General features: G+C 60.5%; 26 protein-coding genes. 9 read left to right on the forward strand and 17 right to left on the reverse strand.

Annotated features, from left to right (window positions below):
• A partial coding sequence (locus DYL61_RS14330) for an RHS repeat-associated core domain-containing protein (protein WP_193559441.1) occupies positions 1-707 on the forward strand: 707 nt, incomplete at its 5' end.
• A gap of 22 nt (positions 708-729) precedes the next feature.
• Positions 730-1176 carry a hypothetical protein gene (locus DYL61_RS14335; RefSeq protein ID WP_135308853.1) on the forward strand — a complete coding sequence of 149 codons (447 nt, stop codon included), beginning with the start codon at positions 730-732 and terminating at the stop codon, positions 1174-1176.
• A gap of 93 nt (positions 1177-1269) precedes the next feature.
• On the opposite strand, the gene DYL61_RS31595 is transcribed toward DYL61_RS14335, so the two are convergent.
• From DYL61_RS31595 to DYL61_RS14355, 4 genes are all read right to left on the reverse strand, one after another.
• On the reverse strand, positions 1270-2244 hold the full coding sequence (locus tag DYL61_RS31595; RefSeq protein ID WP_238704562.1) for a hypothetical protein: 975 nt from the start codon (positions 2242-2244) through the stop codon (positions 1270-1272).
• A 263-nt stretch (positions 2245-2507) separates the two neighbouring features.
• The gene (locus DYL61_RS14345) at positions 2508-2783 is read right to left on the reverse strand and encodes an HU family DNA-binding protein (RefSeq protein WP_003176958.1); all 276 of its coding nucleotides are present in this window, start codon (positions 2781-2783) and stop codon (positions 2508-2510) included.
• A 191-nt stretch (positions 2784-2974) separates the two neighbouring features.
• Entirely contained in the window at positions 2975-4123 is a 1149-nt protein-coding gene (locus tag DYL61_RS14350; protein ID WP_135308854.1) for an NAD(P)/FAD-dependent oxidoreductase, read from the reverse strand.
• 37 nt (positions 4124-4160) lie between these two features.
• Positions 4161-4328: a rubredoxin gene (locus tag DYL61_RS14355; RefSeq protein ID WP_003213373.1), complete on the reverse strand. Its 168-nt coding sequence runs from the start codon at positions 4326-4328 to the stop codon at positions 4161-4163.
• A 198-nt stretch (positions 4329-4526) separates the two neighbouring features.
• On the opposite strand from DYL61_RS14355, the gene DYL61_RS14360 reads away from it, so the two are divergent.
• Positions 4527-5090 (forward strand): chorismate--pyruvate lyase family protein, encoded by a 564-nt coding sequence (locus tag DYL61_RS14360; RefSeq protein WP_135308855.1) that lies wholly within the window; start codon positions 4527-4529, stop codon positions 5088-5090.
• Positions 5090-5980: a 4-hydroxybenzoate octaprenyltransferase gene (ubiA, locus tag DYL61_RS14365; RefSeq protein WP_135308856.1), complete on the forward strand. Its 891-nt coding sequence runs from the start codon at positions 5090-5092 to the stop codon at positions 5978-5980. The genes DYL61_RS14360 and ubiA overlap by 1 nt, the downstream gene beginning before the upstream one ends.
• 133 nt (positions 5981-6113) lie before the next feature.
• On the opposite strand, the gene DYL61_RS14370 is transcribed toward ubiA, so the two are convergent.
• A complete protein-coding gene (locus DYL61_RS14370) occupies positions 6114-6491 on the reverse strand; it encodes a COG4315 family predicted lipoprotein (RefSeq protein ID WP_135308857.1) in 378 nt (125 codons plus the stop codon).
• Between the two features lie 153 nt (positions 6492-6644).
• On the opposite strand from DYL61_RS14370, the gene phoB reads away from it, so the two are divergent.
• The 3 genes from phoB (at position 6645) to DYL61_RS14385 (ending at position 10311) form a co-directional block, all read left to right on the forward strand.
• A complete protein-coding gene (gene phoB, locus DYL61_RS14375; protein WP_003176964.1) occupies positions 6645-7334 on the forward strand; it encodes a phosphate regulon transcriptional regulator PhoB in 690 nt (229 codons plus the stop codon).
• A gap of 80 nt (positions 7335-7414) precedes the next feature.
• Positions 7415-8701: a phosphate regulon sensor histidine kinase PhoR gene (gene phoR, locus DYL61_RS14380; protein ID WP_238704563.1), complete on the forward strand. Its 1287-nt coding sequence runs from the start codon at positions 7415-7417 to the stop codon at positions 8699-8701.
• A 269-nt stretch (positions 8702-8970) separates the two neighbouring features.
• Complete coding sequence (locus tag DYL61_RS14385) at positions 8971-10311, forward strand: hemolysin family protein (protein ID WP_105695929.1); 1341 nt, start codon at positions 8971-8973, stop codon at positions 10309-10311.
• 3 nt (positions 10312-10314) lie between these two features.
• On the opposite strand, the gene DYL61_RS14390 is transcribed toward DYL61_RS14385, so the two are convergent.
• The 8 genes from DYL61_RS14390 to DYL61_RS14425 form a co-directional block, all read right to left on the reverse strand.
• A complete protein-coding gene (locus DYL61_RS14390; RefSeq protein WP_135308859.1) occupies positions 10315-10965 on the reverse strand; it encodes a M23 family metallopeptidase in 651 nt (216 codons plus the stop codon).
• A gap of 189 nt (positions 10966-11154) precedes the next feature.
• Positions 11155-12054, reverse strand: coding sequence for a response regulator (locus tag DYL61_RS14395; protein ID WP_135308860.1), 900 nt, complete (start codon positions 12052-12054; stop codon positions 11155-11157).
• A gap of 168 nt (positions 12055-12222) precedes the next feature.
• A complete protein-coding gene (gene phoU / locus DYL61_RS14400) occupies positions 12223-12984 on the reverse strand; it encodes a phosphate signaling complex protein PhoU (RefSeq protein ID WP_105696013.1) in 762 nt (253 codons plus the stop codon).
• A gap of 70 nt (positions 12985-13054) precedes the next feature.
• The gene (gene pstB, locus DYL61_RS14405) at positions 13055-13888 is read right to left on the reverse strand and encodes a phosphate ABC transporter ATP-binding protein PstB (protein WP_025856391.1); all 834 of its coding nucleotides are present in this window, start codon (positions 13886-13888) and stop codon (positions 13055-13057) included.
• 133 nt (positions 13889-14021) lie between these two features.
• On the reverse strand, positions 14022-15692 hold the full coding sequence (gene pstA, locus DYL61_RS14410) for a phosphate ABC transporter permease PstA (RefSeq protein WP_135308861.1): 1671 nt from the start codon (positions 15690-15692) through the stop codon (positions 14022-14024).
• Positions 15693-15708: 16 nt separating this feature from the next.
• Positions 15709-17742 carry an ABC transporter permease subunit gene (locus tag DYL61_RS14415; RefSeq protein WP_193559442.1) on the reverse strand — a complete coding sequence of 678 codons (2034 nt, stop codon included), beginning with the start codon at positions 17740-17742 and terminating at the stop codon, positions 15709-15711.
• 486 nt (positions 17743-18228) lie between these two features.
• Positions 18229-19215, reverse strand: a complete 987-nt coding sequence (locus DYL61_RS14420; protein ID WP_016978637.1) for a phosphate ABC transporter substrate-binding protein PstS — start codon at positions 19213-19215, stop codon at positions 18229-18231.
• 178 nt (positions 19216-19393) lie between these two features.
• Positions 19394-20683, reverse strand: a complete 1290-nt coding sequence (locus DYL61_RS14425) for an MFS transporter (RefSeq protein ID WP_135308863.1) — start codon at positions 20681-20683, stop codon at positions 19394-19396.
• A gap of 239 nt (positions 20684-20922) precedes the next feature.
• On the opposite strand from DYL61_RS14425, the gene DYL61_RS14430 reads away from it, so the two are divergent.
• A complete protein-coding gene (locus tag DYL61_RS14430; RefSeq protein WP_003176975.1) occupies positions 20923-21327 on the forward strand; it encodes an acyl-CoA thioesterase in 405 nt (134 codons plus the stop codon).
• A gap of 58 nt (positions 21328-21385) precedes the next feature.
• Entirely contained in the window at positions 21386-22285 is a 900-nt protein-coding gene (locus DYL61_RS14435) for a D-hexose-6-phosphate mutarotase (RefSeq protein ID WP_135308864.1), read from the forward strand.
• Positions 22286-22404: 119 nt separating this feature from the next.
• Here DYL61_RS14435 and DYL61_RS14440 read toward each other — a convergent pair whose 3' ends face one another.
• The 4 genes from DYL61_RS14440 to purE all read right to left on the reverse strand — a co-directional run bounded on the left by DYL61_RS14440 (position 22405) and on the right by purE (position 24958).
• Positions 22405-22941: a DUF3299 domain-containing protein gene (locus DYL61_RS14440; RefSeq protein ID WP_135308865.1), complete on the reverse strand. Its 537-nt coding sequence runs from the start codon at positions 22939-22941 to the stop codon at positions 22405-22407.
• 78 nt (positions 22942-23019) lie between these two features.
• Positions 23020-23265, reverse strand: coding sequence for a GlsB/YeaQ/YmgE family stress response membrane protein (locus tag DYL61_RS14445; protein WP_135308866.1), 246 nt, complete (start codon positions 23263-23265; stop codon positions 23020-23022).
• A gap of 104 nt (positions 23266-23369) precedes the next feature.
• Positions 23370-24455 carry a 5-(carboxyamino)imidazole ribonucleotide synthase gene (locus tag DYL61_RS14450; RefSeq protein WP_088422012.1) on the reverse strand — a complete coding sequence of 362 codons (1086 nt, stop codon included), beginning with the start codon at positions 24453-24455 and terminating at the stop codon, positions 23370-23372.
• 11 nt (positions 24456-24466) lie between these two features.
• Positions 24467-24958 (reverse strand): 5-(carboxyamino)imidazole ribonucleotide mutase, encoded by a 492-nt coding sequence (purE, locus tag DYL61_RS14455; protein ID WP_003176980.1) that lies wholly within the window; start codon positions 24956-24958, stop codon positions 24467-24469.
• Positions 24959-25028 lie beyond the last annotated feature (70 nt).

Consider the following 25028-nt stretch of genomic DNA (forward strand, 5'->3'; position numbering starts at 1 on the left):
GGGGTGCAGCGGTTTTTCTACGATGCGGAAACTACCATGACGACCTCAACGGCCTGCCGGAGCAACTCACTGAGTCTGATGGCCATGCCCTTTGGCGGGCGACTTTCCGAGTGTGGGGTAACTCGCAAGAAGAGGTTCGAGAAACGTCCTACATCGAAGAGCAGAATTTAAGATTCCAAGGGCAGTATCTAGATCGGGAAACAGGGCTGCATTTCAATACATTCAGGTTTTATGACCCGGATGTGGGGCGGTTTACGACACCAGATCCCATTGGATTGGTGGGCGGGTTCAACCTATATCAATATGGGCCTAACCCAGTTGCCTGGGCCGACCCATGGGGATGGCAATGCTGGAGTACCGCAAGGAAGGGCATCTGGAAAAATGCTGCGGCGAAGCCTCCACCAGGCAAATATTCACCAAGAAACCTAGCACGGATGGCGGAAGGGAAAGCCCCTAGAATGAGAGTCGAGGTTCGTTACCGAGACAGCGCCAGAAACCGGAGACTGGGACGCGTTGGTAAAACCAAACAGATAGATGTCTCGATGGAGTTGAACCATCAGCACATTCCTCAGCGGGCCGGGTCAAAGGTCGCTCATGAAGATTGGAACCTGACCAAATCTACGCCCTGGGGACACGAGTCGATGGATAAGTACCGTCATACTGGCTGGGACTTAGTGAAGGTTATAAAAACTACCGGGCAATGGTAATGCACACTTCGAAGGAACAAACATGAGTGAACTGACTGACTTTCACGTTTTCTGGGGCGCCGCGATGACGATTGCTGAAAAGCAATCGGCCTCAATGGATGCTGATGGTGCGGAAGATTTTGCCAAGTCACTTTACGACGAATATGTAGAGCAAGGCTCCCCGAAGAATAAGAAGAAATGGCTGACAGAGCGCTTGAAAGATGAATTTCTCTGCTTGCAAGGAAAGCCTATATGGGTAGGAGAACCCTCTTGGTTCTTTCATCAGGGAAAACCCATGGTTTTCTTGCATCAGGTTTTAGTTTCACCTTCAGCGCAGCATATAAAAGAACGAATTTCTCTTGGCGACACCGTATACGTGTTTGGCTCGAAGCACCTGCTCAAGCGGCCAACAGGAGACATCTGGACTGATATTTACCGAACGATCGTTCAAACTTATGAAGGGGAAACGGCTGTAGAAATCCTGGAATAGCCTGATATGGGGAAGTAATCCAAACGGAAATGGGCACCCAACCCCGTCGGCGTGCCCATTTTTTCATCTGTTTATCGTGCCTGGACTGACGATTTATTCATCGCCTTCCGCGTCTGCCTCCGCGTTCCGGATCAGACGCTTCACCATTTTGTTCATGTGCGCATAGCGTTGCTCAACGACCTCCATGCGTGACGTTTCAGTCGGCGTTTGGGATGACTCCGGCGCTGCATACGGCTCGTAGATAAGCCCGTATCGTTTCGCGATTTCTTTCATCTGGTCCTCTGTCCCACTCATCCTGCTTTCAAGCGCCTTCAAGCGTGAGTCGGCATCAGTTGCCGCGTTGGGATCTTTACCCACCGCTTGGGCGTCAGGTCCCTCATTAAGGGAGAGTATGGTGTTAACCATTAACTCTGTTTTTATTTCAGCGTTCTCAAGACGCGCTTCTAACTTTTGCTGTTCCGTCGCGGCAGGGTCTCTGGTACTCGTCGTACCGTCTACGTTCTTCTTTTCTGCGCCCGGCATTTCAGAGTGCGCTTCAATTCTGTCTATTATGGCTTTAGAAGCCATATGGCTCCCTACGCTAAATGGCAAATTAATCAGCGAGCTTGCACCCGAATTTATAAGTGAACTACGAGCACTGGCTGCCAGTTGGCTGGAAATGGGTGGAAACACATTACTCTGATGCAACTGGGTAATTGTTTTCCCGCTGTTGACGGCGTCGCGCGTTCCATGTGACCCACCCGCTGGCTTTGGGGTCGGCTTGACCGGTGATTTGACCGGTGATTTGACTGCAGGCTTGACCGGTGATTTGACCGGTGACTTAACTGCCGCCTTGGCCGGCAGTTTGATCTTGAAGCTCGCGCGCTTAACTCTGGTTTGCATCTCCTGTTCGGTCGCCATCGGATACTGAGACGATCGTCCGCCCTTACTATTCAACTCGCGTTCAACTTCCGAACCGCCCGAAGCATCCTGCGGTTTTCCTGAAGTCATCGGGGTGTTGACGTTCTGAATATTGGGTTGAGCAGATGGAATGTGTGACGGAATATATGGCTGACTCGACAACTTCATGACTACACCTCTTAAGTTTAATTTAGAGAGTGCTCCCTGCGGCCTCAACACTTAAGTGACACGTCGTACAAACCAGTTCCAACACTTCAACAAAACCTCACCGGGACCCATACAAGTTATTACAACCGCCATCTGCACAAGCCGTTAAAAACCCATAAACATTAATGACCGTTTTATCGTTCCCCAACAAAAAATGGGCACCCGACCCAGTCGGCGTGCCCATTTTTCCTAACACTTCGCCTCTTTCGAGACGGCAATGCGTATTACGCGTTAACGGTGTCCTTCAGCGATTTACCCGGCTTGAATGCAACGGTGTTGCTTGCCTTGATTTTCACCGGCTCGCCGGTTTGTGGGTTTTTGCCGGTGCGGGCGCCGCGGTGGCGTTGCAGGAAGGTGCCGAAGCCAACCAGGGTGACGCTGTCCTTGCGGTGCAGGGCGCCGGTGATTTCTTCGAGAACGGCGTTGAGGACGCGGTTGGCCTGTTCTTTGGTGAGATCCGCTTTTTCAGCGATGGCGGCTGCGAGTTCTGGTTTACGCATATGTGAAGCCTCTTTGACGGTTTTTTGTTGTTATGTCCGTGCTGCTCTCTTCTGGAGCAACGCCCAAAGCGCCGCAGGCTCTACTCTGCGGCAGACGGGAGTGAGGATGGCATGCCCTCAGGCGCCGCGCCAGTCTCGCGGCGACCTTTCTAGGGTGAAAAACAGGGTTATTCCGACAGAACGACCGGTATTCACGCCAGCAACGGCGGAAGTTCTTTGTTGAGGGCCAGTTTTTCCATCACGGCGCTGCCGGTCAGGGCGTAGCCCAGCAAGCGGCCGCTGGCATCGCGGCACAGGGCCTTGATGTCGGCGCCTTGGCCTTCGACGTTCCATACGCCTTCGGTGCCCCGTGGCGGTGGCGACACCACCAGTGGGCACACCGGGGTTTTCACGGTGACGGGCATCGGGCCGTAGCTGACGGCGGTGGCGTTGCCGGCCAGGGTCTGGGCCAGGGCGCGGGCGCAGCTCATCAGTGGCATCACGTACAGCAGGTTCAGGCCGTCGACCTCGGCGCAGTCGCCCAGGGCGTAGATGTTGGCGTGGGAGGTCTTGAGGTGGCGGTCCACCATGATGCCACGGTTGGTTTGCAGGCCTGCGGCGGCGGCCAGGTCGACACGCGGGCGCAGGCCGATGGCCGAGACCACCAGGTCACACGGGATCACTTCACCGTCCGACAGGTGCGCTTCCAGGCCGTCAGCGGTGCGCTGCAGGCGGTTGAGCACCGGACCGAGGTGGAAACGGGCACCGAGGCCTTCCAGGCCAGCCTGGACCGCAGCGGCCGCCGCCGGGTGCAGCAGGGTCGGCATGACTTGCTCGCACGGGGCGACCAGGTCGATTTCATAGCCGCCAAGGATCAGGTCGTTGGCGAACTCACAGCCGATCAGGCCCGCACCGAGCAGCAACACACGGCGCTTGCCGGCGGCGGCTGCGCGAAAGCGTGCGTAGTCTTCTAGGTCATTGATCGGGAAAATCAGCTCAGCCGCATCGCCTTCTACCGGCACGCGCACGGTCTCGGCGCCCCAGGCCAGGATCAGGTCGCGGTAGGCCACCGCTTCCTCGCCGATCCACAGGCGCTTGTGGCCGGGGTCGATGCCGCTGACGCGGGTGTGGGTGCGCACTTCGGCCTTGAGTTGCTCGGCCATGGCGCCGGGTTCAGCCATGCTCAGGCCATCGGCTTCCTTGTTCTTGCCAAAACCGGTGGAGAGCATGGGCTTGGAGTAGGAGCGCCCGTCATCTGCGGTGATCAGCAGCAAGGGGGTCTCGCTGTCGAGCTTGCGAAACTCCCGGGCTACGTTGTAACCGGCCAGTCCTGTGCCGATGATCACGACAGGTGCGTTCATTCCTTTCTCCTTGTAGTACGGTTCTTAAAAATTCAGATCAGCCGATTTCGATCATTTCGAAATCCATCTTGCCCACGCCGCAGTCCGGGCACAGCCAGTCTTCCGGGACGTCTTGCCACAGGGTGCCTGGCGCGATTCCGTCATCCGGCCAGCCGTCTTTTTCGTCATAGATCAGGCCACAGACGACACATTGCCACTTCTTCATTACTTGCTTCCTCAGGGAGTCCAGGCATCTTGGCCGACGGTCGATGGATCCAGCGTTGCCGTACGGCTCAGGGCGTTTTGTACTGATCGAAGCCGGCAGATGCAAGCATGATCGGCGCAAACGGCCGGTTCGGCCCGGCAAAAGTTCAGGGTGCCATGGTAAGCTCGCCGCCTCTTTTACTGCCAATACTGACTCACCGTGCCGCACTCAATCGCCCTTCCCGATGCTTGCCAATGGCTGACCCAGAGCCTTCTGACCCCTGCGCCCGCGCCGTTGACCCTGAACTGGCTGTTCAACGAGGACTCGCTCACGCGGCGCCTGACGCGGCTGTCCAACGACGGTTTCAGCGTGACGCCGCTGTTCGAAGGCTGGCAGCCGCTGCGGGATGACGAATGCGCCGCCCTGAACCTGGCGCCAGCCACTGTCGGCTGGGTACGCGAGGTGTATTTGCGCGGGCATGGCCAGCCGTGGGTGTTCGCCCGCAGCGTGGCGGCGCGCAGTGCGTTGCAGGGTGATGGCTTGCATATGGACGAACTGGGCAGCCGCTCCCTGGGGGAATTGCTGTTCTGCGACCAGGCGTTCACCCGCCAGGCCATTGAGGTGTGCCATTACCCACGGCAGTGGCTGCCCACGGCGGATCAGGCCGACGGCCTATGGGGCCGCCGCTCGCGCTTTGATCGCGGGGCGCTGAGCGTGCTGGTAGCGGAAATCTTCCTGCCGAGCTTCTGGCACGCGCTGCACGACCACCCGGAGAACTGCTGATGTATCAACGTCTGCTCAAATCCTTGAACCGCCTGAACCCCAGGGCCTGGGACTTCATTCAGCTGACCCGCATGGACAAACCCATCGGCATCTACCTGCTGCTGTGGCCGACGCTGTGGGCGCTGTGGATTGCAGGCAAGGGCTCGCCGTCCCTTCTCAATATCGTGATTTTCGTGCTGGGCGTGGTGCTGACTCGTGCAGGCGGCTGCGTGATCAATGACTGGGCCGATCGCAAGGTGGACGGCCATGTGAAGCGCACCGAGCAACGCCCGCTGGTGAGCGGCAAGATCAGTTCAAAAGAGGCGCTGGTGTTCTTTGCGGTGTTGATGGGCATCAGCTTCCTGCTGGTGCTGCTGACCAACGCGACCACTATCCTGCTGTCTCTCGGCGGCCTGGCGCTGGCGGCGAGTTACCCGTTCATGAAGCGCTACACCTATTACCCGCAGGTGGTGCTGGGCGCGGCGTTTTCGTGGGGCATGCCGATGGCGTTTACCGCCGAGACCGGTAGCCTGCCCGCTGCTGCGTGGCTGTTATACATCGCCAACCTGTTGTGGACGGTGGGCTACGACACCTATTACGCGATGACCGACCGTGACGACGATTTGAAGATCGGTGTGAAGTCCACGGCCATTCTGTTTGGCGATGCGGATCGCGTGATTATCCTGACCCTGCAGGGCCTGGCGTTGGTGTGCCTGTTGCTGGCGGGCTCGCGGTTTGAGCTGGGTGGCTGGTTCCACCTGGGGCTGTTGGCGGCGGCAGGGTGCTTTGCCTGGGAGTTCTGGTATACGCGGGACAAGGACCGGATGAAGTGCTTCAAGGCGTTCCTGCATAACCATTGGGCGGGGTTGGCGATATTTGTGGGGATTGTGTTGGATTACGGGTTGCGGTGATTTCTGCGGTGACTACTCGGACGCCATCGGGGGCAAGCCCCCTCCCACACTTGGGTGTATTCACAAATCCAAATGTGGGAGGGGCGGTGCGACGATTCGACTTGCCCCCGATGCTTTTAGCGGCGCCGCAGGCTCAAGGCTTGATGACGTGCCAAGCCCCACCCTTGCCATCCCCGGTCTTGTCACCCGCTTTCTTGTCATCCTTGTAGGTGTAAACCGGCTTGCCTTTGTAGGCCCATTGGCTGGTCTGGTCGTCGCGGGTGATCACGGTCCAGTCGCCCATGGATTTGTCGGTGGACTCCGCCTTCAACGGCGGCCAGTTGGTCGCGCACTGGTCCTTGCACACCGATTTGCCGTCAGCGTCTTTGTCGAAGGTGTAGAGGGTCAGGCCTTTGTGATCCACCAAGATCCCGTCCTGGGTCATGGCAGGCTCCGCCGCGAGTGCCAGTGTCGGCAGCGTCAACGCCGCCGTGACCAGCAGGGCTTTCCAGGAAAAAGTACTTTGAGTCATCGGAACCTTCCTTTTTTGGTTGTCAGGATTCGGACCCAAAGCGTAGTCCAGAGAGGCGCGAATTGCCCGAGCGGCTAAATTACTGTCACACGACTGCAATAATTCCGTTATCTAATGCGGCGCAAGACAGTTAAATGACAAGAGGATTTAGGCATGGTTGGCAGGAGCATTCTGATCGTCGACGACGAAGCGCCCATCCGCGAGATGATCGCCGTTGCGTTGGAAATGGCCGGCTATGACTGCCTGGAGGCGGAGAACTCCCAGCAGGCCCATGCCATTATCGTCGACCGCAAGCCGGACCTGATCCTGCTGGACTGGATGCTGCCCGGCACCTCCGGCATCGAGCTGGCCCGTCGCCTCAAGCGTGATGAACTGACCGGGGATATCCCGATCATCATGCTGACCGCCAAGGGCGAAGAGGACAACAAGATCCAGGGCCTGGAAGTCGGCGCCGATGACTACATCACCAAGCCGTTTTCCCCACGGGAACTGGTCGCACGCCTGAAGGCCGTGCTGCGGCGTGCCGGCCCGACCGACGGCGAAGCGCCGATTGAAGTCGGCGGCCTGCTGCTGGACCCCATCAGCCACCGTGTGACCATCGACGGCAAGCCCGCCGAGATGGGCCCGACCGAATACCGCCTGCTGCAATTTTTCATGACTCACCAGGAACGCGCCTATACCCGTGGCCAGTTGCTGGACCAGGTGTGGGGCGGCAACGTGTACGTGGAAGAACGCACCGTGGACGTCCATATCCGTCGCCTGCGCAAAGCCTTGGGCGATGCCTACGAGAATCTGGTACAAACCGTGCGCGGCACCGGCTACAGGTTCTCCACCAAAGGCTGAGCCAGCCCCTCCTTCCTTAACAGCTGACAAGGACGCGTGTTTAAGTGAACCAAAACTGGCATGGCACCCTGATCCGCCACATGCTTTTGCTGATCACCGGCTGCCTGCTGGTCGGCCTGATCAGCGGCTATTACGGCTGGAGCCTGGCCATCGGCATCGGCCTGTACCTGGGCTGGACCCTCAAGCAACTGCTGCGCCTGCATGAATGGCTGCGCCAGCACAAACCCGATGAAGCACCACCCGACGGCTACGGCCTGTGGGGCGAGGTGTTCGACAGCATCTACCACCTGCAACGCCGCGACCAACGGGTACGCGGGCGCCTGCAAGCGGTGATCGACCGGGTGCAGGAGTCCACGGCCGCGTTGAAAGACGCAGTGATCATGCTCGACAGCGACGGCAACCTGGAATGGTGGAACCGCGCCGCCGAAACCCTGCTGGGTCTCAAGACGCCCCAGGACAGTGGCCAGCCGGTGACCAACCTGGTGCGCCATCCGCGCTTCAAGGAATACTTCGAGCAGGACAACTACGAAGAAGCCCTTGAGATCCCCTCGCCCACCAATGACCGCGTGCGCATCCAGCTGTACCTGACGCGCTACGGCAACAACGAACACCTGATGCTGGTGCGCGATGTCACCCGCATCCATCAACTCGAACAGATGCGCAAAGACTTCGTCGCCAACGTCTCCCATGAACTGCGCACGCCATTGACGGTGATCTGCGGCTACCTGGAAACGCTGCTGGACAACGTCGACGAGATCAACCCGCGCTGGAGCCGTGCGCTGCAACAGATGCAGCAACAGGGTTCACGCATGCAGACCTTGCTCAACGACCTGCTGTTGCTGGCCAAGCTGGAAGCCACGGACTACCCGTCGGACAACCATCCGGTGACCGTGCAAAGCCTGTTGCAGACCATCAAGAACGACGCCCAGGCCCTCTCCGGCCAACGCGGCCAGCAAATTACCCTGGAAGCCGACCCGTCAGTGCTGCTCAAAGGCAGCGAGGGCGAGTTGCGCAGCGCGTTTTCCAACCTGGTGTTCAATGCGGTGAAGTACACCCAGGACAAAGGTACTATCCGCATCCGCTGGTGGGCCGATGCGCAGGGCGCGCACCTGAGCGTGCAGGACTCGGGCATCGGCATCGACGCCAAACACCTGCCGCGCCTGACCGAGCGTTTCTACCGCGTCGATTCCAGCCGCAATTCCAACACGGGCGGCACCGGGCTGGGACTGGCGATCGTCAAGCATGTGCTGTTGCGCCACCGTGCACGGTTGGAAATCAGCAGTGTGCTGGGGCATGGCAGTACGTTTACCTGCCATTTTCCGCCGGTGCAGGTGACGCATGCGCAGGCGCTGAGCACCGACGAATAACCCGGATAGGACACTGGACTAAATGTGGGAGGGGGCTTGCCCCCGATTGCGGTGGGTCAGGTATGAATGTGTCGGCTGACACCCTGCTATCGGGGGCAAGCCCCCTCCCACAGGGGATTTGTGTGGTTCCGAAGTATGCGCACCAGGCCCCACCCGGCAGCACACACTAGGCAAGCGCCCCGCCAGCCGCTACATTGGCCGACTTGCGCCGTTCTTTGCGGCCTGCCTGTCACCCCTTATTGAACACACGGAACCTGCAAAACCCCATCATGGACCCTTCCCCTGGTATCACCCTCGCGTCACTCTTCGCCGATTTCGGCATGATTCTTTTTGCACTGATCCTGGTACTGCTCAACGGTTTCTTCGTTGCGGCGGAATTTGCCATGGTCAAACTGCGCTCCACCCGGGTCGAGGCCATCGCCGACACCAACGGCTGGCGCGGGCAGATCCTGCGTACCGTACACAGCCAGCTCGACGCCTACCTGTCGGCCTGCCAGCTGGGCATCACCCTCGCCTCCCTGGGCCTGGGCTGGGTCGGTGAGCCGGCCTTTGCGCATATCCTCGAGCCGTTGCTGAGCGCCGTGGGCGTCGAGTCGCCCGAGGTGATCAAGGGCGTGTCGTTCTTCGCCGCATTCTTCGTGATTTCCTACCTGCACATCGTGGTCGGCGAGCTGGCGCCCAAGTCCTGGGCCATCCGCAAGCCCGAGTTGCTGTCGCTGTGGACCGCTGTGCCGCTGTACCTGTTCTACTGGGCCATGTACCCGGCGATCTACCTGCTCAATGCCAGCGCCAACGCCATCCTGCGTATCGCCGGCCAAGGCGAGCCGGGCCCGCACCATGAGCACCATTACAGCCGCGAAGAACTCAAGCTGATCCTGCACTCCAGCCGTGGCCAGGACCCGAGCGACCAAGGCATGCGCGTATTGGCTTCGGCCGTGGAAATGGGCGAGCTGGAAGTAGTGGACTGGGCCAACTCCCGGGAAGACCTGGTAACCCTGGACTTCAACGCCCCGCTCAAGGAAATCCTCGCGCTGTTCCGCCGCCACAAATTCAGCCGCTACCCGGTGTATGACGCGGTGCGCAATGAGTTCGTGGGCCTGCTGCACATCAAGGATCTGCTGTTGGAATTGGCGGCCCTGGACCACATCCCAGAGTCGTTCAACCTGGCTGAACTGACCCGTCCGCTGGAGCGTGTGTCGCGGCATATGCCGTTGTCGCAGCTGCTGGAGCAGTTCCGCAAAGGCGGCGCGCACTTCGCGTTGGTGGAAGAAGCCGATGGCAAGATCATCGGCTACCTGACCATGGAAGATGTGCTGGAAGTGCTGGTGGGCGATATCCAGGACGAACACCGCAAGGCCGAGCGCGGCATCCTGGCCTATCAGCCGGGCAAGTTGCTGGTACGTGGCGACACGCCGCTGTTCAAGGTGGAACGCCTGCTGGGCATCGACCTGGACCATGTCGAAGCCGAAACCCTGGCCGGCCTGATCTACGAAACCCTCAAACGGGTGCCCGAAGAGGAAGAAGTGCTGGAAGTCGAAGGCCTGCGCATCATCATCAAGAAGATGAAAGGGCCGAAGATCGTGTTGGCCAAGGTGCTGATGCTGGACTGACCTTCAATTGCCCAACGCAAAGTTGGGCAATGCGCCCATCGGCTGGTTGAACTCATACGGGATCGACACCAGCCCCGCCTCGGTGGCGCGCTGCACCACAAAATGCAAGTGAGGCCCGCTGCTGTTGCCGGTATTGCCCGACAGCGCCAGCGGGCTGCCCACCGCCACGCGCTGCCCCACTTGGACGCTGACCGAACCTTGCTTGAGGTGCAGGTACACGCCCTCGGTGCCGTCATCGTGCCGCACCCGCACAAAATTCCCCGACGCATCACTGCCCCGTCCAACCTGGTCGTTTGCGGTTTTCACCACCATGCCGCTGCGCGCCGCGATGATCGGCGTACCTTCGGGCATGGCGATGTCCATGGCGAAGCGGCTCTTGGCGTCGGTGTGGCTGAAGCTGCCGTTGGGGCCTTGGGACAGGCGGAACGGGCCGCCGCGCCAGGGAAAGGGGTAGCGGTAGGCTTGCGGCACGTAAGTCGGTCTGGGTCTGTCGAGAATCGGGCGCTGCTGGATCACGAACGCTTGCGCCCCCGGTGTTTGCCGGTCGCTGTAGAACACATTGCCGTCGGCATCAACGGATTTGTAGACGGTCATGGCCAGGGCCGAAGAGGCGACCGTGACCAATGCGCAGCACAGCAATAGACGCGTGAGCATGGCGTGAACCTGCCGGGATGACTGAACGGCAGATTAGCGAGGGATCATGACAACTGTGTATGCACCAATGAGGTTCAACTGTGGGAGGGGGCTTGCCCCCGATGACGGAGTGTCAGTTGATACATCTGTAACCGACCTACCGCAATCGGGGGCAAGCCCCCTCCCACATGGGTCTGTGGTGACCCGAGTTTATGCACCCGGCACAAAATGCTTCTGCGCGGTACCGCGGGCGATCAGGCGGGAGATGTAATCGAGCTTCTGCGCGTCCTGGTCGATAAACCGGAAGGTCAGTTGCAGCCAGTCGCTGTCGGGCTTGGGCTCGTAGGCGACAACGGCGTGCAGGTAGCCGTTGAGGCGGGCCACTTCGGCGTTGTCGCCTTGCTCCAGATCGAGCACGGCGCTTTCCAGTACCTGGGGCAGCACGTCACTGCGACGTACCACCAGCAACGCTTCCTTGATGCTCAGCGCCTTGATCACGCATTGCTGGTTGCCGCTGGACAGGCGCAGTTGGCCTTGGCCGCGACCGCCCGCCGGCGCGGCGGCAGGTGCTGGCACGGGTGGGCTGTTGAGCAGGCCTTTGTTCGGCGCGGAGGCCACTGGGGCTGCGCGCACGGCTTCGGGTTTGCCGCCGGTCAGGGCGCTCAGGGAGTCGTTGCCGAAGGCCGAGTTCATCTTGGTCGGTGCACTGGCGACCAAAGCGTCGAGGCGACCGATCTTGTGCAAGGCCTGCTTGACCTTGTTCAGTAACTGTTCGTTGGTGAACGGCTTGCTGACGTAGCCCGACACGCCGGCCTGGATCGCCTGCACCACGTTTTCCTTGTCGCCACGGCTGGTCACCATCACGAACGGCATCGTCTTGAGGTGAGGTTGCTCGCGGCACCAGGTCAGCAGCTCAAGGCCGGACATTTCTGGCATTTCCCAGTCACACAGCACCAGGTCGTAGGTCTCGCGCATCAGGATGGCCTGGGCCTTTTTGCCGTTCACCGCGTCTTCCAGCTTGATCCCCGGGAAGTAGTTGCGCAGGCACTTCTTCACCAGATCGCGGATAAACGAGGCGTCATCCACCACCAATACACTGACTTTACTCATCGACCCTTCATCCTATAAAAACCTCGGCACGCAACACGCCTGACTGATGGCATTTTGCCAAAACTCGGCAGTCACAGCGGGACTTTATTGCGCCCACTGTGCAAAAAACTCGGTCGCCGCAAACAAAAACGCCCGACCAAAGGCCGGGCGTTATTTTCTCGGGCAATCTTACTTATCGTCAGATTCGCCCGGAACATTAGGGATGAGATCGGCCGAGCCTTCAACTTCGGCCTTCATGCGCTTGAGGCCCATGTGCCGCACGTCGGTGCCGCGCACCAGATAGATCACCAGTTCCGAGATATTGCGCGCGTGGTCGCCGATCCGCTCCAGGGAGCGCAGCACCCAGATAATGCTCAAAACCCGCGAGATAGAGCGCGGGTCTTCCATCATGTAGGTGGCCAGTTCACGCAGGGCGGTCTTGTATTCGCGGTCGATGATCTTGTCGTACTGCGCCACCGACAACGCCAGTTCGGCGTCGAAGCGGGCAAAGGCGTCGAGGGCATCGCGCACCATGTTGCGCACCTGGTCGCCGATGTGGCGCACTTCCACGTAGCCGCGCGGCGCTTCGCCTTCTTCGCACAGTTGGATGGCGCGGCGGGCGATCTTGGTGGCTTCGTCGCCGATGCGCTCCAGGTCGATCACCGACTTGGAGATGCTGATGATCAACCGCAGGTCGGACGCCGCGGGCTGGCGACGAGCGAGAATGCGCAGGCATTCTTCGTCGATGTTGCGTTCCATCTGGTTGATCTGTTCATCGATCTCGCGCACCTGCTGGGCCAGGCCCGAGTCAGCCTCGATCAGCGCAGTAACGGCGTCGTTGACTTGCTTCTCCACCAGGCCGCCCATCGCCAGGAGGTGGCTGCGCACTTCCTCAAGCTCGGCGTTGAACTGTGCGGAGATGTGATGGGTAAGGCCTTCTTTGCTAATCATGTTGGCGTCCTTGGAGCGTCCGGTAAGGTGCGCAGAGCGCAGCATTCAGTGCAATCAGAACCACTGCGTACTAGCCGTAGCGACCGGTGATGTAGTCTTCGGTCTGCTTCTTCGCCGGATTGGTGAACAGGGTATCGGTGTCGCCGAATTCCACCAGCTTGCCCATGTACATAAACGCGGTGTAGTCGGACACCCGCGCCGCTTGTTGCATGTTGTGGGTCACGATGACGATGGTGAACTTGGATTTCAACTCGTAGATCAGCTCTTCGACTTTCAGTGTGGAGATCGGGTCGAGTGCCGAGCACGGCTCATCGAGCAGCAGCACTTCCGGCTCCACGGCGATTGTCCGTGCGATCACCAGACGCTGTTGCTGGCCGCCGGACAGGCCAAGCGCCGAGTCGTGCAGACGGTCTTTGACTTCGTCCCACAGCGCCGCGCCTTTCAACGCCCACTCCACCGCTTCGTCGAGGATGCGCTTCTTGTTGATGCCCTGGATGCGCAGGCCGTAGACCACGTTTTCGTAGATGGTCTTGGGAAACGGGTTGGGCTTCTGGAACACCATGCCCACGCGACGACGCAGCTCGGCCACGTCTTCGCCCTTGCGATAGATGTTGGTGCCATAGAGGTTGATGGCGCCGTCTACGCGGCAGCCGTCCACCAGGTCGTTCATGCGATTGAACGTACGCAGCAACGTGGACTTGCCGCAGCCCGACGGGCCGATGAAGGCGGTCACGCGTTGCTTCGGGATGTTCATGCTGACGTCGAACAGCGCTTGTTTTTCACCGTAGTACAGGCTCAGGCCGGGCACTTCGATGGCCACGGTTTCCTGGGCCAGGCTCAGGCTCTGCTTGTCGCGACCCAGGGCCGACATGTTGATGCCGTGGGTGTGGGTGTCTTGTTGCATGGGAGGCTCCCTGTGCTGTTGTGTGGGAGGGGGCTTGCCCCCGATGGCAGTGTGTCAGTCAGCACATCTGTTTCTGATCCGCCGCTATCGGGGGCAAGCCCCCTCTCACATTTATTCTGCGTTCACTTATAAATCAGCTGTCCAGCGCTTTGTATTTTTCGCGCAGGTGGTTACGAATCCATACTGCCGACAAGTTCAGTGTGGCGATCACCACCACCAACAGCAGCGCCGTGGCGTACACCAGTGGCCGTGCCGCTTCGACGTTGGGGCTCTGGAAGCCGACGTCATAAATATGGAAGCCCAGGTGCATGATCTTCTGGTCCAGGTGCAGGTACGGGTAGTTACCGTCCAGTGGCAGCGACGGCGCCAGTTTCACCACACCCACCAGCATCAGCGGCGCCACTTCACCGGCGGCGCGTGCCACGGCGAGGATCATGCCGGTCATCATTGCCGGGCTGGCCATCGGCAGCACGATCTTCCACAGCGTTTCGGCCTTGGTCGCACCCAGTGCCAGCGAGCCTTCACGCACGGTGCGCGGGATCCGCGCCAGGCCTTCTTCGGTGGCCACGATCACCACCGGCACCGCCAGCAGCGCCAGGGTCAGCGAGGCCCACAACAGGCCCGGCGTACCGAAGGTCGGCGCCGGCAGGGCTTCGGCGAAGAACAGGCGGTCAACCGAGCCACCCAATACATACACGAAGAAGCCCAGGCCGAACACGCCGTAGACGATGGCCGGTACACCGGCCAGGTTATTCACGGCGATACGAATAACGCGGGTCAGGGCATTTTGCTTGGCGTATTCACGCAGGTACACCGCCGCCAGCACGCCGAACGGGGTCACGATCATTGCCATGATCAGGGTCATCATCACGGTGCCGAAGATGGCCGGGAAAATCCCGCCTTCGGTGTTGGCTTCCCGTGGATCGTCGCTGAGGAATTCCCAGACCTTGCTGAAATAGAAACCGATCTTGGTGAAGGTGCCCATGGCATTCGGCTGGTAGGCGTGCACCACTTTGCCGATGCCGATTTCCACTTCCTTGCCGTTGCCGTCGCGGGCGGTGAGCGCGTCGCGGTTGAACTGGGTGTGCAGGTCGGTCAGGCGTGCTTCGATATCCTGGTAGCGGGCGTTCAGCTCGGCGCGATCAGCGTCCATGTCGGCTTGGGCGGCAGCGTCGAGCTTGCCGTCCAACTCCAACTTGCGACCGTGCAGGCGGATGCGTTCGAGGCCGGCGTTGATCGCGCCAATATCGGATTTTTCCAGGGTCTTGAGCTGGGCAGCCAGCTTGTTGACGCGTTCGACACGGGCTTGCAGCTCCGGCCAGGCCGCCGCACCTTCGGCGACGATCTTGCCGTCCTGCTTGACGTTGACCAGGGTGCCGTAGAAGTTGCCCCACTCACGCCGCTCGATGGCCATCAGGTCGGCAGGCTTGGTCTGGTCCTTCAGCCACTCGCCGACGATCCAGGTGAAGTCGTTGCCGTTCAGGTCGCGGTTGCCGACCCTGATCAGCTCACGGGTCATAAATTCCGGGCCTTGGTCCGGAACTGGCAGGCCCGCGCTTTTCAGGCGCTCACGCGGCACTTCTTCCTTCTGCACCACTTCGCCGATGACGACATGGTTTTCCTGGCCCGGCACGTTGTAATTGGCCTGGATCAGATCGGCCGGCCAGAAATGGCCCAGGCCACGCACGGCAATCACCGCCAGCAGGCCAATGGTCATGATGACCGCGATGGACACCGCGCCGCCGCTGATCCAGACACCCGGGGCGCCGCTCTTGAACCATCCATTCAGGGAGTTCTGTTTCACAGACTTCTACCTTTGCTTAAAGCGACGAGTATTTCTTGCGCAGACGCTGACGAATCAGCTCGGCGAGGGTGTTCATGATGAACGTGAACAGCAGCAGTACCAGCGCCGAGAGGAACAGCACGCGGTAGTGACTGCCGCCCACTTCCGACTCGGGCATCTCTACCGCGACGTTGGCCGCGAGGGTGCGCAGGCCTTCGAACAAGTTCATCTCCATCACCGGCGTGTTGCCGGTGGCCATCAGCACGATCATGGTCTCGCCCACGGCGCGGCCCATGCCGATCATCAGCGCCGAGAAGATCCCCGGGCTGGCGGTGAGCAGCACGACGCGCGTCATGGTCTGCCACGGCGTGGCGCCCAGGGCCAGGGAGCCCAGGGTCAGGCCGCGTGGCACGCTGAACACGGCGTCTTCGGCGATGGAGTAGATGTTCGGGATCACCGCAAAGCCCATGGCCAGGCCAACCACCAGGGCGTTGCGCTGGTCGTAGGTGATGCCCAGGTCGTGGGAGATCCACATGCGCATGTCGCCACCGAAGAACCAGGTTTCCAGGTACGGGCTCATGTACAGCGAGAGCCAGCCCACAAACAGGATCACCGGGATCAGGATCGCGCTTTCCCAGCCATCGGGAATGCGCAGGCGGATGGGCTCAGGCAGGCGGCTAAAGATAAAACCGGCCACCAGGATGCCAATCGGCAGCAGCATCAGCAGGCTGAAAATGCCCGGCAGGTGCCCCTCGACATACGGCGCCAGAAACAAACCGGCAAAGAAGCCGAGGATCACCGTCGGCATGGCTTCCATCAGCTCGATCACCGGCTTGACCTTGCGGCGCAGGCTCGGGGCCATGAAGTAGGCCGTGTAGATCGCAGCGGCAATCGCCAGCGGCGCGGCCAGCAGCATGGCGTAGAACGCGGCCTTCAAGGTGCCGAAGGTCAGCGGGGCCAGGCTCATCTTGGGTTCGAAATCGGTGTTGGCGGCGGTGGATTGCCAGACGTATTTCGGCTCGTCGTAGTTCTCGTACCAGACCTTGCTCCACAACGCGCTCCACGAAACTTCCGGGTGCGGGTTGTCCAGCAACAGCGGTTGCAGCTTGCCGCCGGCTTCCACGATCACATGGTTGGCCCGTGGCGACAGGCCGAACACGCCCTGACCGTCGACGACCGGGTCTACCAGCAAAGTACGGTGGGCGGTGCTGTGGAATACGCCAAACTGGCCGGAAGCGTCGAGGGCGGTAAAGCCTTTGCGGCGCTGTTCGGCGGTGATTTCAACGATGGGCGCGTTGCCCATCTGAAAGGTGCGGATCTGCTTGAAGCGCTGTTCGCCATCCGGGTCACGGGCCATGAACCACTGGGCCAGGCCACCCTTGGAGTTACCGACGATCAGCGAAATACCGCCCACCAGTTGGGTGCTGGCGGTGATTTCAGCGGTGCCGTCTTCCAGCAGTTTGTAGCGACCGTTAAGGCTCTTGTCGCGCAGGCTGAATACATCGGCGAGTGCGCGACCGTTGATGACGTACAGCCATTGCTGACGCGGGTCGACGAAGATCGCCTTCACCGGTTCAGTCATTTGCGGGAGGTCGATGCGCTGCTGCTCGCTGGTGACTTCGCCGGTCATCATGTTTTCTTCGCGGGTCAGCGACAGCACGTTCAAGTGCGATCCAGCCGAACCTGCGACGATCAGCGAAGAATCCGTGGCGTTGAGCGCGACGTGCTCCAACCGGCGGCCAGCGTCATCCAGCACGATGGGCGTTTCACCGTAGGGGTATTCGATGGCAGGGGTAATGGTTTTCTTGCCGTCCGGGTAGGACACCTTATAGGTGTGGCGGAATACCAGGGACTGGCCATTGGACAAGCCGAGGATCACCAACGGGCTGCCGGGCTGGTCGACACCAATGGAAACAACACTTGCACCGGCCGGCAGCGGCAGGTCGACACGCTTGAGTTCGGCGCCGGTATCGACGGCAAAGAACAGCGCCTGGCCTTTATCGGAAACCCGCATGGCAACCTGGTTCTGTTCTTCCATGGAGATCATCAACGGCTTGCCGGCGTCCTGCATCCAGGCTGGCGTCAGGGCGTCTTCCTTGGTCAAGGAAGCGCCATGGAACAGCGGTGCGACGACATAGGCCAGGAAGAAGAAGATCAGGGTAATGGCGCCGAGGACGGCGAGGCCACCAACCAGCACGTACCAACGGGTTAGGCGATCCTTGAGCGCACGAATGCGGCGCTTGCGTTGCAGTTCAGGCGTATTGAAGTCAATGCGCTTGGGGGGAGAACTCGTCGTCATGGTGGAATTGGCCAGATCATTCATGCGCACACCCTAGCGATCCTGTATGACAGAAAGATGACAAAGCAGTGACGCAGCAAAGCCGCCGCTCAGCAGGCTGGCAGCGGACAAAAAATTTAGCGGTGCCACCGGTCAAAATGTGGGAGGGGGCTTGCTCCCGATAGCGGGCTTCCAATCACTGGTGTATTGGCTGATACACCGCTATCGGGAGCAAGCCCCCTCCCACAGGACCCCGGCGTTACACCAGGTACCGCAGGCTTAGTTACCTTCTTTCAGACCCAGGTCAGCCAGGGCCTTGGCGGCCACTTTGGCTGGCAGTGGGATGTAGCCGTCTTTCACAACCACTTCCTGGCCCTGTTTGGACAGAACCAGTTTCACGAACTCGGCTTCCAGCGGGGCCAGAGGCTTGTTCGGGGCTTTGTTGACGTAAACGTAGAGGAAACGCGACAGCGGGTATTTGCCGTTCAGGGCGTTTTCTTCGCTGTCTTCGATGAAGTCAGTGCTGCCTTTCTTGGCCAGGGCCACGGTCTTCACGCTGGCGGTCTTGTAGCCGATACCCGAGTAACCGATGCCGTTCAGCGAAGAGCTGATGGACTGCACGACCGAAGCCGAGCCTGGTTGTTCGTTCACGTTAGGCTTGTAGTCGCCTTTGCACAGGGCTTCTTCCTTGAAGTAGCCGTAGGTGCCGGATACCGAGTTACGACCGAACAGTTGCACTGGCTTGTTGGCCAGGTCGCCGGTCACACCCAGGTCGCCCCAGGTTTTCACGTCGGCTTTGCCACCGCACAGGCGAGTCGAAGAGAAGATCGCGTCGACTTGTTCCATGGTCAGATGCTGGATCGGGTTGTCTTTGTGGACGAACACAGCCAGGGCGTCCACGGCAACCGGGATAGCGGTTGGCTTGTAGCCGTACTTCTGCTCGAAGGCCGCCAGTTCGGTGTCCTTCATCTTGCGGCTCATCGGGCCCAGGTTGGAGGTGCCTTCAGTCAGCGCAGGTGGCGCAGTGGCGGAGCCGGCGGCCTGAATCTGGATGTTGACGTTCGGGTATTCCTTTTTGTAACCCTCGGCCCACAGGGTCATCAGGTTAGCCAGGGTATCGGAACCGACGCTGGACAGGTTGCCCGACACACCAGTGGTCTTCACGTAAGCCGGGATTGCCGGATCAACACCAGCGGCCACCGCGTTGGCGGTCGCAACGCCAGCAGCGACAAACGTCATTGCCGCCATCAAACGTTTCAGTTTCATGCCTTGCTCCTAGCAGATAGGGATAGTTGGATCGGGGCCAAGTATCGGGAGGCCGTGTGAACACTCTATGTCTGCAATGTGACAGTTAGATGAAAGGCCACTATCAGCAGGAGGAGGGACAAAGCGGGGGATTACCATCGCTCCCACGCAGGGCGCGGGAGCGATCATCATCAAAAACCTAGCGTGCGCGCTTCCACAGGTAGCCGCCGACGACCATCCCCATCAGGCACAGCGCCGCCACATAATAAGCAGGCCCCATCGGGCTTTCCTTCATCAGTAGCGACACTGCCAGCGGCGTCAGGCCACCGAAGATGGCGTAGGCGACGTTGTAGGAAAACGACAAGCCGCTGAAACGCACCACCGGCGGGAAGGCCTTCACCATGACATACGGCACGACACCGATAGTGCCTACAAACAGACCGGTCAGTGCGTACAGCGGGAACAGCCAGTCCGGGTGGTCGATCAGGCTGTGGTAGAGCGTCCAGGACGTCGCCAGCAACAGCGCGCAGCCGATAACCAGTACGCGACCTGCGCCAAAGCGGTCAGCCAGGGCACCGGAAGCAATGCACCCCAGGCTCAGTGTAACGATGGCCAGGCTGTTGGCCTGCAGGGCGATGGTCGGCGTGAAGTGGTAGACGGTTTGCAGCACGGTCGGGGTCATCAGGATGACCACCACGATGCCGGCCGACAGCAGCCAGGTCAGCAGCATCGACAGCACGATGGCGCCACGGTGGTCGCGCAATACCGCACGCAGCGGCAATTCGGCGGCCAGGGTCTTGCGTTGCTGCATCTCGGCGAAGATCGGCGTTTCATGCAACCAGCGGCGCAGGTACACCGACAACAGGCCGAACACGCCGCCCAGCAGGAACGGGATGCGCCAGGCGTAATCCGAGACTTCCACCGGGGTGTACAGGGTGTTGATGGCCGTGGCCACCAGCGAGCCCAGCAGGATGCCGGCGGTAAGGCCGCTGGTCAGGGTGCCACAGGCGTAGCCGACATGGCGCGGGGGCACGTGCTCGGAGACGAACACCCAGGCGCCCGGCACTTCGCCGCCAATCGCCGCACCCTGGATGACGCGCATCAGCAGCAACAGGATCGGCGCCCACAGGCCAATCTGCGCGTAGGTCGGCAGCAGGCCCATGATCAGGGTCGGCACGGCCATCATGAAGATGCTCAGGGTGAACATCTTCTTGCGGCCCAGCAGGTCACCGAAGTGCGCCATGATGATGCCGCCCAATGGGCGCGCCAGGTAACCGGCGGCAAAGATGCCGAAGGTCTGCATCATGCGCAGCCATTCGGGCATGTCGACGGGGAAGAAGAGTTTTCCGACCACGGTGGCGAAAAACACGAAGATGATGAAATCATAAAATTCCAGCGCCCCGCCCAAGGCAGACAGCGACAGGGTTTTGTAGTCGTTGCGGGTCAGCGGGCGCGACGGTTGCGCACTGCTTGCGGGCACGGAGGACATGGCAAGGCTTCTCTTATTAGTCAGAACGGCAGATCAAGGTGCTGTTGCGCCAGGACGGGTTGGGCAAGATAGCAAATCGCCCGCAAAAGCACACCAGAAGCACAGTTGCCGGAAAAAGCCGCGATACAGCGGCTAATTACCGACCAAATCCGCCACAGACGGTCGTCGTGGCGCGAGGGTGTCGATATACTCGGCCCACGCACGCGCCAGAACCCGCAGTCTTGAGAGGCATCCCCGGCATGATCGAACTCGAACAAGAAGACCCTATCCCGCAAGGCGACCTCGCCCTGCAGATCACCGCACTCCCCCGTGAAACCAACGGCTTCGGCGATATCTTCGGCGGCTGGCTGGTGGCGCAGATGGACTTGGCCGGCACGGCGATGGCCAGCAAGGTCGCCGGTGGACGAGTCGCCACCGTGGCCATTGATCGCATGGCGTTCCTGGTGCCGGTAGCGGTGGGCGCGCAGCTTTCCTTTTATACCCAGGCCCTGGAAATCGGCCGCAGCTCGATCCAGATGATGGTCGAAGTGTGGAGCGACGACCCGCTGTCCAGCGAATGGCGCAAGGTCACCGAGGCGGTATTTGTATTCGTCGCCATCGACGGCAGTGGCCGTACACGTTCGGTCCCGTCGCGCGCACGTTAAACCTCGCCGGGTTTTGACGGTCAATTGCCCCATTGCCTGCCATTGAGAGTGCTTTGTTATGCCGACGCCCCAGGTTGAAACCGTGAAAATCGACGAGCTGGATTGCTGGCGCATCCGCCACAACGGCGCCGAACTGAAGGTGGCCCAACAGGGCGCGCATATTTTCAGCTACCAGCGCGATGGCGAGCAGCCGCTGATCTGGCCGAACCCTCAAGCGGTGTTCAAGCAAGGCAAAGGCATTCGCACCGGTGTCCCAGTGTGCTGGCCGTGGTTTGGTGTGTTTGATCGCAACCCACAGAGCGTGAAGGCGATGCGCCAGAGTGAGCAACCCGCCGGGGCTCATGGTTTTGCGCGCACGGCGCTGTGGGAGTTGGCAGGGACCGAACTTGAAGGCGATGCGTTGCGTATCGACTTGGTATTGCCGGTGCCTGCGGGTGGTTTTCCGGGCTGGCCCCATCAAGTCGACCTGAAACTGAGTCTGCTGCTGGATGATCAGCTGCATATCCGCCTGACCAGCCACAACCGTGGCACCGACACCGTGACCCTCAGCCAGGCGCTGCATACGTACTTTGCGGTGAGCGATGTGCGTAACGTGCAGGTCGAGGGGCTGGACGGTGGAGCGTATATCGACACCGCCGATGGCTGGACCGAAAAAAAGCAATCCGGCCTGCTGCACTTCATCGCCGAGACCGACCGCATCTATCTCGATACGCCGGCGCAGTTGAGTATTGTCGATAAAGATTGGCAGCGCCGCATCCAGCTCACCAGCCAGGGCTCAAAGTCGACGGTGATCTGGAACCCGTGGACCGAACGCGCCAAGGCTTTTGATGATATGGCTGATGAGGGTTGGACGGGGATGTTGTGCATCGAGACGGCGAATGTGTTGGCTGATGTCGTTGAGCTGGCACCCGGCCAAAGCCACACCTTGGGCGTGAGCATCGCCAATATCGCCCTGTAAACAGGGTCAAAATGTGGGAGGGGGCTTGCCCCCGATGGCGGTGTATCAGTCACAGATGTATTGGCTGACCCACTGCTATCGGGGGCAAGCCCCCTCCCACATTAGGTCTTCGCTAGGCTTTAGAGATCCGACTCCTGCACCACCCTCACCTTCCCAGCATCCAGTGCATAAGCGGCGTCGGCCAAGTCGTTATTGACCTTTTCGACCTTGAGCGTCCCCGTTACCCAAAGCGGCGTATAGATATCATCCAACTTCAACCCCTTGGGATACCGCACCAGCACCAACTGGTTAGGCGGCGGTGGCGGTACGTGGATGCAGGCGCCGGGGTACGGCACCAGGAAGAACAGCGTACTGCGGCCCTTGGCATCGGTTTCCAACGGCACCGGGTAGCCGCCGATACGGATGTTCTTGCCGTTCATGGCAGCGACCGTCTTGGTGGAATACATCACCGCCGGCAAACCCTTGCTCTGCTTCAGGCCACCTTTGTCGGTGAACGTGCCCTGGGCTTCGGGTGAGTTGTGGTCGATCTCGGGCATGGCTTCGAGGGCTTTCTGGTCGGAAAGCGGCATCAGGTCGAGCCAGTCGGTTTCCGGCAGTTCGCCGGCGTGGGCCAGGCCGGAGCCCAACAGAAGGAGAGTCAGCAGAAGACGGCGCATGGAGAGGCTCGACAAATACAGGTAGCGCGCATTCTAGCCCCCTGCACCTGCGCAGCGCAGAGGGCTTTGTCGCTTAGATCATTTCTTTTTGACCAGGCCGTAGATCACCAGTAGCACGATGGCGCCGATCAGTGCACCGATAAAGCCTGCGCCTTGACCCGCCTGGTAGATACCCAGTGCCTGGCCACCGTAGGTCGCAACCAGAGAACCGGCAATACCCAGCAGGATGGTCATGATCCAGCCCATGCTGTCGTCGCCGGGCTTGAGGAAACGCGCCAGCAGGCCGACGATCAGGCCGATAAAGATGGTTCCGATGATACCCATGGCATTTCCCTCTGAATGAAGTGGATACAGCAAAGCCTAGTCAGACTTTGCTGTCCTGCAATCAGAGAGGCGGCGGCAACCAATGGTTCCCGCCGCCGCCCGGCTTATTGCTCGGCGATCAGCGCTTCGACCTTGAGGATCTGCGCTTCGAGGGTTGCGCGGTCCTTGCAGCGCAGGTTGGCGTGGCCGACCTTGCGCCCGGCCTTGAAGGCCTTGCCGTAGTGATGCAGGTGGCAGTCGTCGATGGCGATGACTTTCTCCACCGGCGGCACAACACCGATGAAGTTGAGCATGGCGCTCTCGCCCACCTTGGCCGTGGAACCCAATGGCAAGCCCGCCACCGCCCGCAGGTGGTTTTCGAACTGGCTGCACTCGGCACCTTCGGTGGTCCAGTGCCCGGAGTTGTGCACGCGCGGGGCGATTTCGTTGGCCTTGAGGCCACCGTCGACTTCAAAGAACTCGAACGCCATCACCCCTACATAGTCCAGCTGCTTGAGCACGCGGCTGGAATAGTCTTCCGCCAGGGCCTGCAACGGGTGGTCGGTGCTGGCGACGGACAGCTTGAGGATGCCGCTGTCGTGGGTGTTGTGCACCAATGGGTAGAAGCGGGTTTCGCCATCGCGGGCGCGTACGGCGATCAGCGAGACTTCGCCGGTGAACGGCACGAAGCCTTCCAGCAGGCAGGCAACGCTACCCAATTCGGCAAAAGTGCCAACCACATCGGCAGCGGTACGCAGGACTTTCTGGCCCTTGCCGTCATAACCCAGGGTGCGGGTTTTCAGCACGGCCGGCAGGCCGATGCTGGCAACGGCGGCGTCCAGGTCTGCCTGGGACTGGATATCGGCGAAGGCCGGTGTGGGAATGCCCAGGTCCTTGAACATGCTCTTCTCGAACCAGCGGTCGCGGGCGATGCGCAGGGCTTCGGCGCTCGGATACACCGGCACGAACTGCGACAGGAAGGCCACGGTTTCCGCCGGGACGCTTTCGAACTCAAACGTCACCAGGTCGACTTCGTCGGCCAGTTGGCGCAGGTGGTCCGGGTCGCTGTAGTCAGCCCGCAGGTGTTCACCCAAGGCAGCCGCACAGGCGTCCGGCGCCGGGTCCAGGAAAGCGAAGTTCATCCCCAGCGGGGTTCCCGCCAGGGCCAGCATGCGACCCAGTTGGCCGCCACCGATTACACCGATTTTCATCGTCAACAACCTCAGGCGATGCGTGGGTCTGGATTGTCCAGCACGCTGTCTGTCTGCTCAGCACGGAATTTTTTCAGCACCGCATGGAACTGCGGGTGCTTGGCGCCCAGGATACTGGCGGACAGCAACGCGGCGTTGATCGCGCCGGCCTTGCCGATGGCCAGGGTCGCCACCGGAATGCCGGCTGGCATCTGCACGATGGACAACAACGAATCCACGCCCGAGAGCATCGCCGACTGCACCGGCACACCGAGTACCGGCAGATGGGTTTTGGCTGCGCACATGCCTGGCAGGTGCGCTGCACCGCCGGCACCGGCGATGATCACCTCGATGCCACGGGATTCTGCTTCATCGGCATACTGGAACAGCAAATCCGGGGTGCGGTGGGCAGAGACCACTTTCACTTCATACGGAATGCCGAGTTTTTCCAGCATATCGGCGGTGTGGCTAAGGGTGGACCAATCGGACTTGGAGCCCATGATCACGCCAACCAATGCACTCATCGTCGTGCCTCTTCTCTCTGGGCGCCCGCAGGCGCGTCAAAAAACAACAAGCCACGCGGGAAATCCGGCG

The organism is Pseudomonas nabeulensis (genome assembly GCF_004682045.1).
Taxonomy (GTDB): domain Bacteria; phylum Pseudomonadota; class Gammaproteobacteria; order Pseudomonadales; family Pseudomonadaceae; genus Aquipseudomonas; species Aquipseudomonas nabeulensis.

Coding starts and splice junctions, on each gene's coding strand:
- DYL61_RS14335 (WP_135308853.1), top strand. CDS start 730: ATGAGTGAACTGACTGACTTTCACGTTTTCTGGGGCGCCGCGATGACG.
- DYL61_RS31595 (WP_238704562.1), bottom strand. CDS start 2,244: ATGAAGTTGTCGAGTCAGCCATATATTCCGTCACACATTCCATCTGCT.
- DYL61_RS14345 (WP_003176958.1), bottom strand. CDS start 2,783: ATGCGTAAACCAGAACTCGCAGCCGCCATCGCTGAAAAAGCGGATCTC.
- DYL61_RS14350 (WP_135308854.1), bottom strand. CDS start 4,123: ATGAACGCACCTGTCGTGATCATCGGCACAGGACTGGCCGGTTACAAC.
- DYL61_RS14355 (WP_003213373.1), bottom strand. CDS start 4,328: ATGAAGAAGTGGCAATGTGTCGTCTGTGGCCTGATCTATGACGAAAAA.
- ubiA (WP_135308856.1), top strand. CDS start 5,090: ATGTATCAACGTCTGCTCAAATCCTTGAACCGCCTGAACCCCAGGGCC.
- DYL61_RS14370 (WP_135308857.1), bottom strand. CDS start 6,491: ATGACTCAAAGTACTTTTTCCTGGAAAGCCCTGCTGGTCACGGCGGCG.
- phoB (WP_003176964.1), top strand. CDS start 6,645: ATGGTTGGCAGGAGCATTCTGATCGTCGACGACGAAGCGCCCATCCGC.
- phoR (WP_238704563.1), top strand. CDS start 7,415: ATGCTTTTGCTGATCACCGGCTGCCTGCTGGTCGGCCTGATCAGCGGC.
- DYL61_RS14385 (WP_105695929.1), top strand. CDS start 8,971: ATGGACCCTTCCCCTGGTATCACCCTCGCGTCACTCTTCGCCGATTTC.
- DYL61_RS14390 (WP_135308859.1), bottom strand. CDS start 10,965: ATGCTCACGCGTCTATTGCTGTGCTGCGCATTGGTCACGGTCGCCTCT.
- DYL61_RS14395 (WP_135308860.1), bottom strand. CDS start 12,054: ATGAGTAAAGTCAGTGTATTGGTGGTGGATGACGCCTCGTTTATCCGC.
- phoU (WP_105696013.1), bottom strand. CDS start 12,984: ATGATTAGCAAAGAAGGCCTTACCCATCACATCTCCGCACAGTTCAAC.
- pstB (WP_025856391.1), bottom strand. CDS start 13,888: ATGCAACAAGACACCCACACCCACGGCATCAACATGTCGGCCCTGGGT.
- DYL61_RS14415 (WP_193559442.1), bottom strand. CDS start 17,742: ATGCAGGACGCCGGCAAGCCGTTGATGATCTCCATGGAAGAACAGAAC.
- DYL61_RS14420 (WP_016978637.1), bottom strand. CDS start 19,215: ATGAAACTGAAACGTTTGATGGCGGCAATGACGTTTGTCGCTGCTGGC.
- DYL61_RS14425 (WP_135308863.1), bottom strand. CDS start 20,683: ATGTCCTCCGTGCCCGCAAGCAGTGCGCAACCGTCGCGCCCGCTGACC.
- DYL61_RS14430 (WP_003176975.1), top strand. CDS start 20,923: ATGATCGAACTCGAACAAGAAGACCCTATCCCGCAAGGCGACCTCGCC.
- DYL61_RS14435 (WP_135308864.1), top strand. CDS start 21,386: ATGCCGACGCCCCAGGTTGAAACCGTGAAAATCGACGAGCTGGATTGC.
- DYL61_RS14440 (WP_135308865.1), bottom strand. CDS start 22,941: ATGCGCCGTCTTCTGCTGACTCTCCTTCTGTTGGGCTCCGGCCTGGCC.
- DYL61_RS14445 (WP_135308866.1), bottom strand. CDS start 23,265: ATGGGTATCATCGGAACCATCTTTATCGGCCTGATCGTCGGCCTGCTG.
- DYL61_RS14450 (WP_088422012.1), bottom strand. CDS start 24,455: ATGAAAATCGGTGTAATCGGTGGCGGCCAACTGGGTCGCATGCTGGCC.
- purE (WP_003176980.1), bottom strand. CDS start 24,958: ATGAGTGCATTGGTTGGCGTGATCATGGGCTCCAAGTCCGATTGGTCC.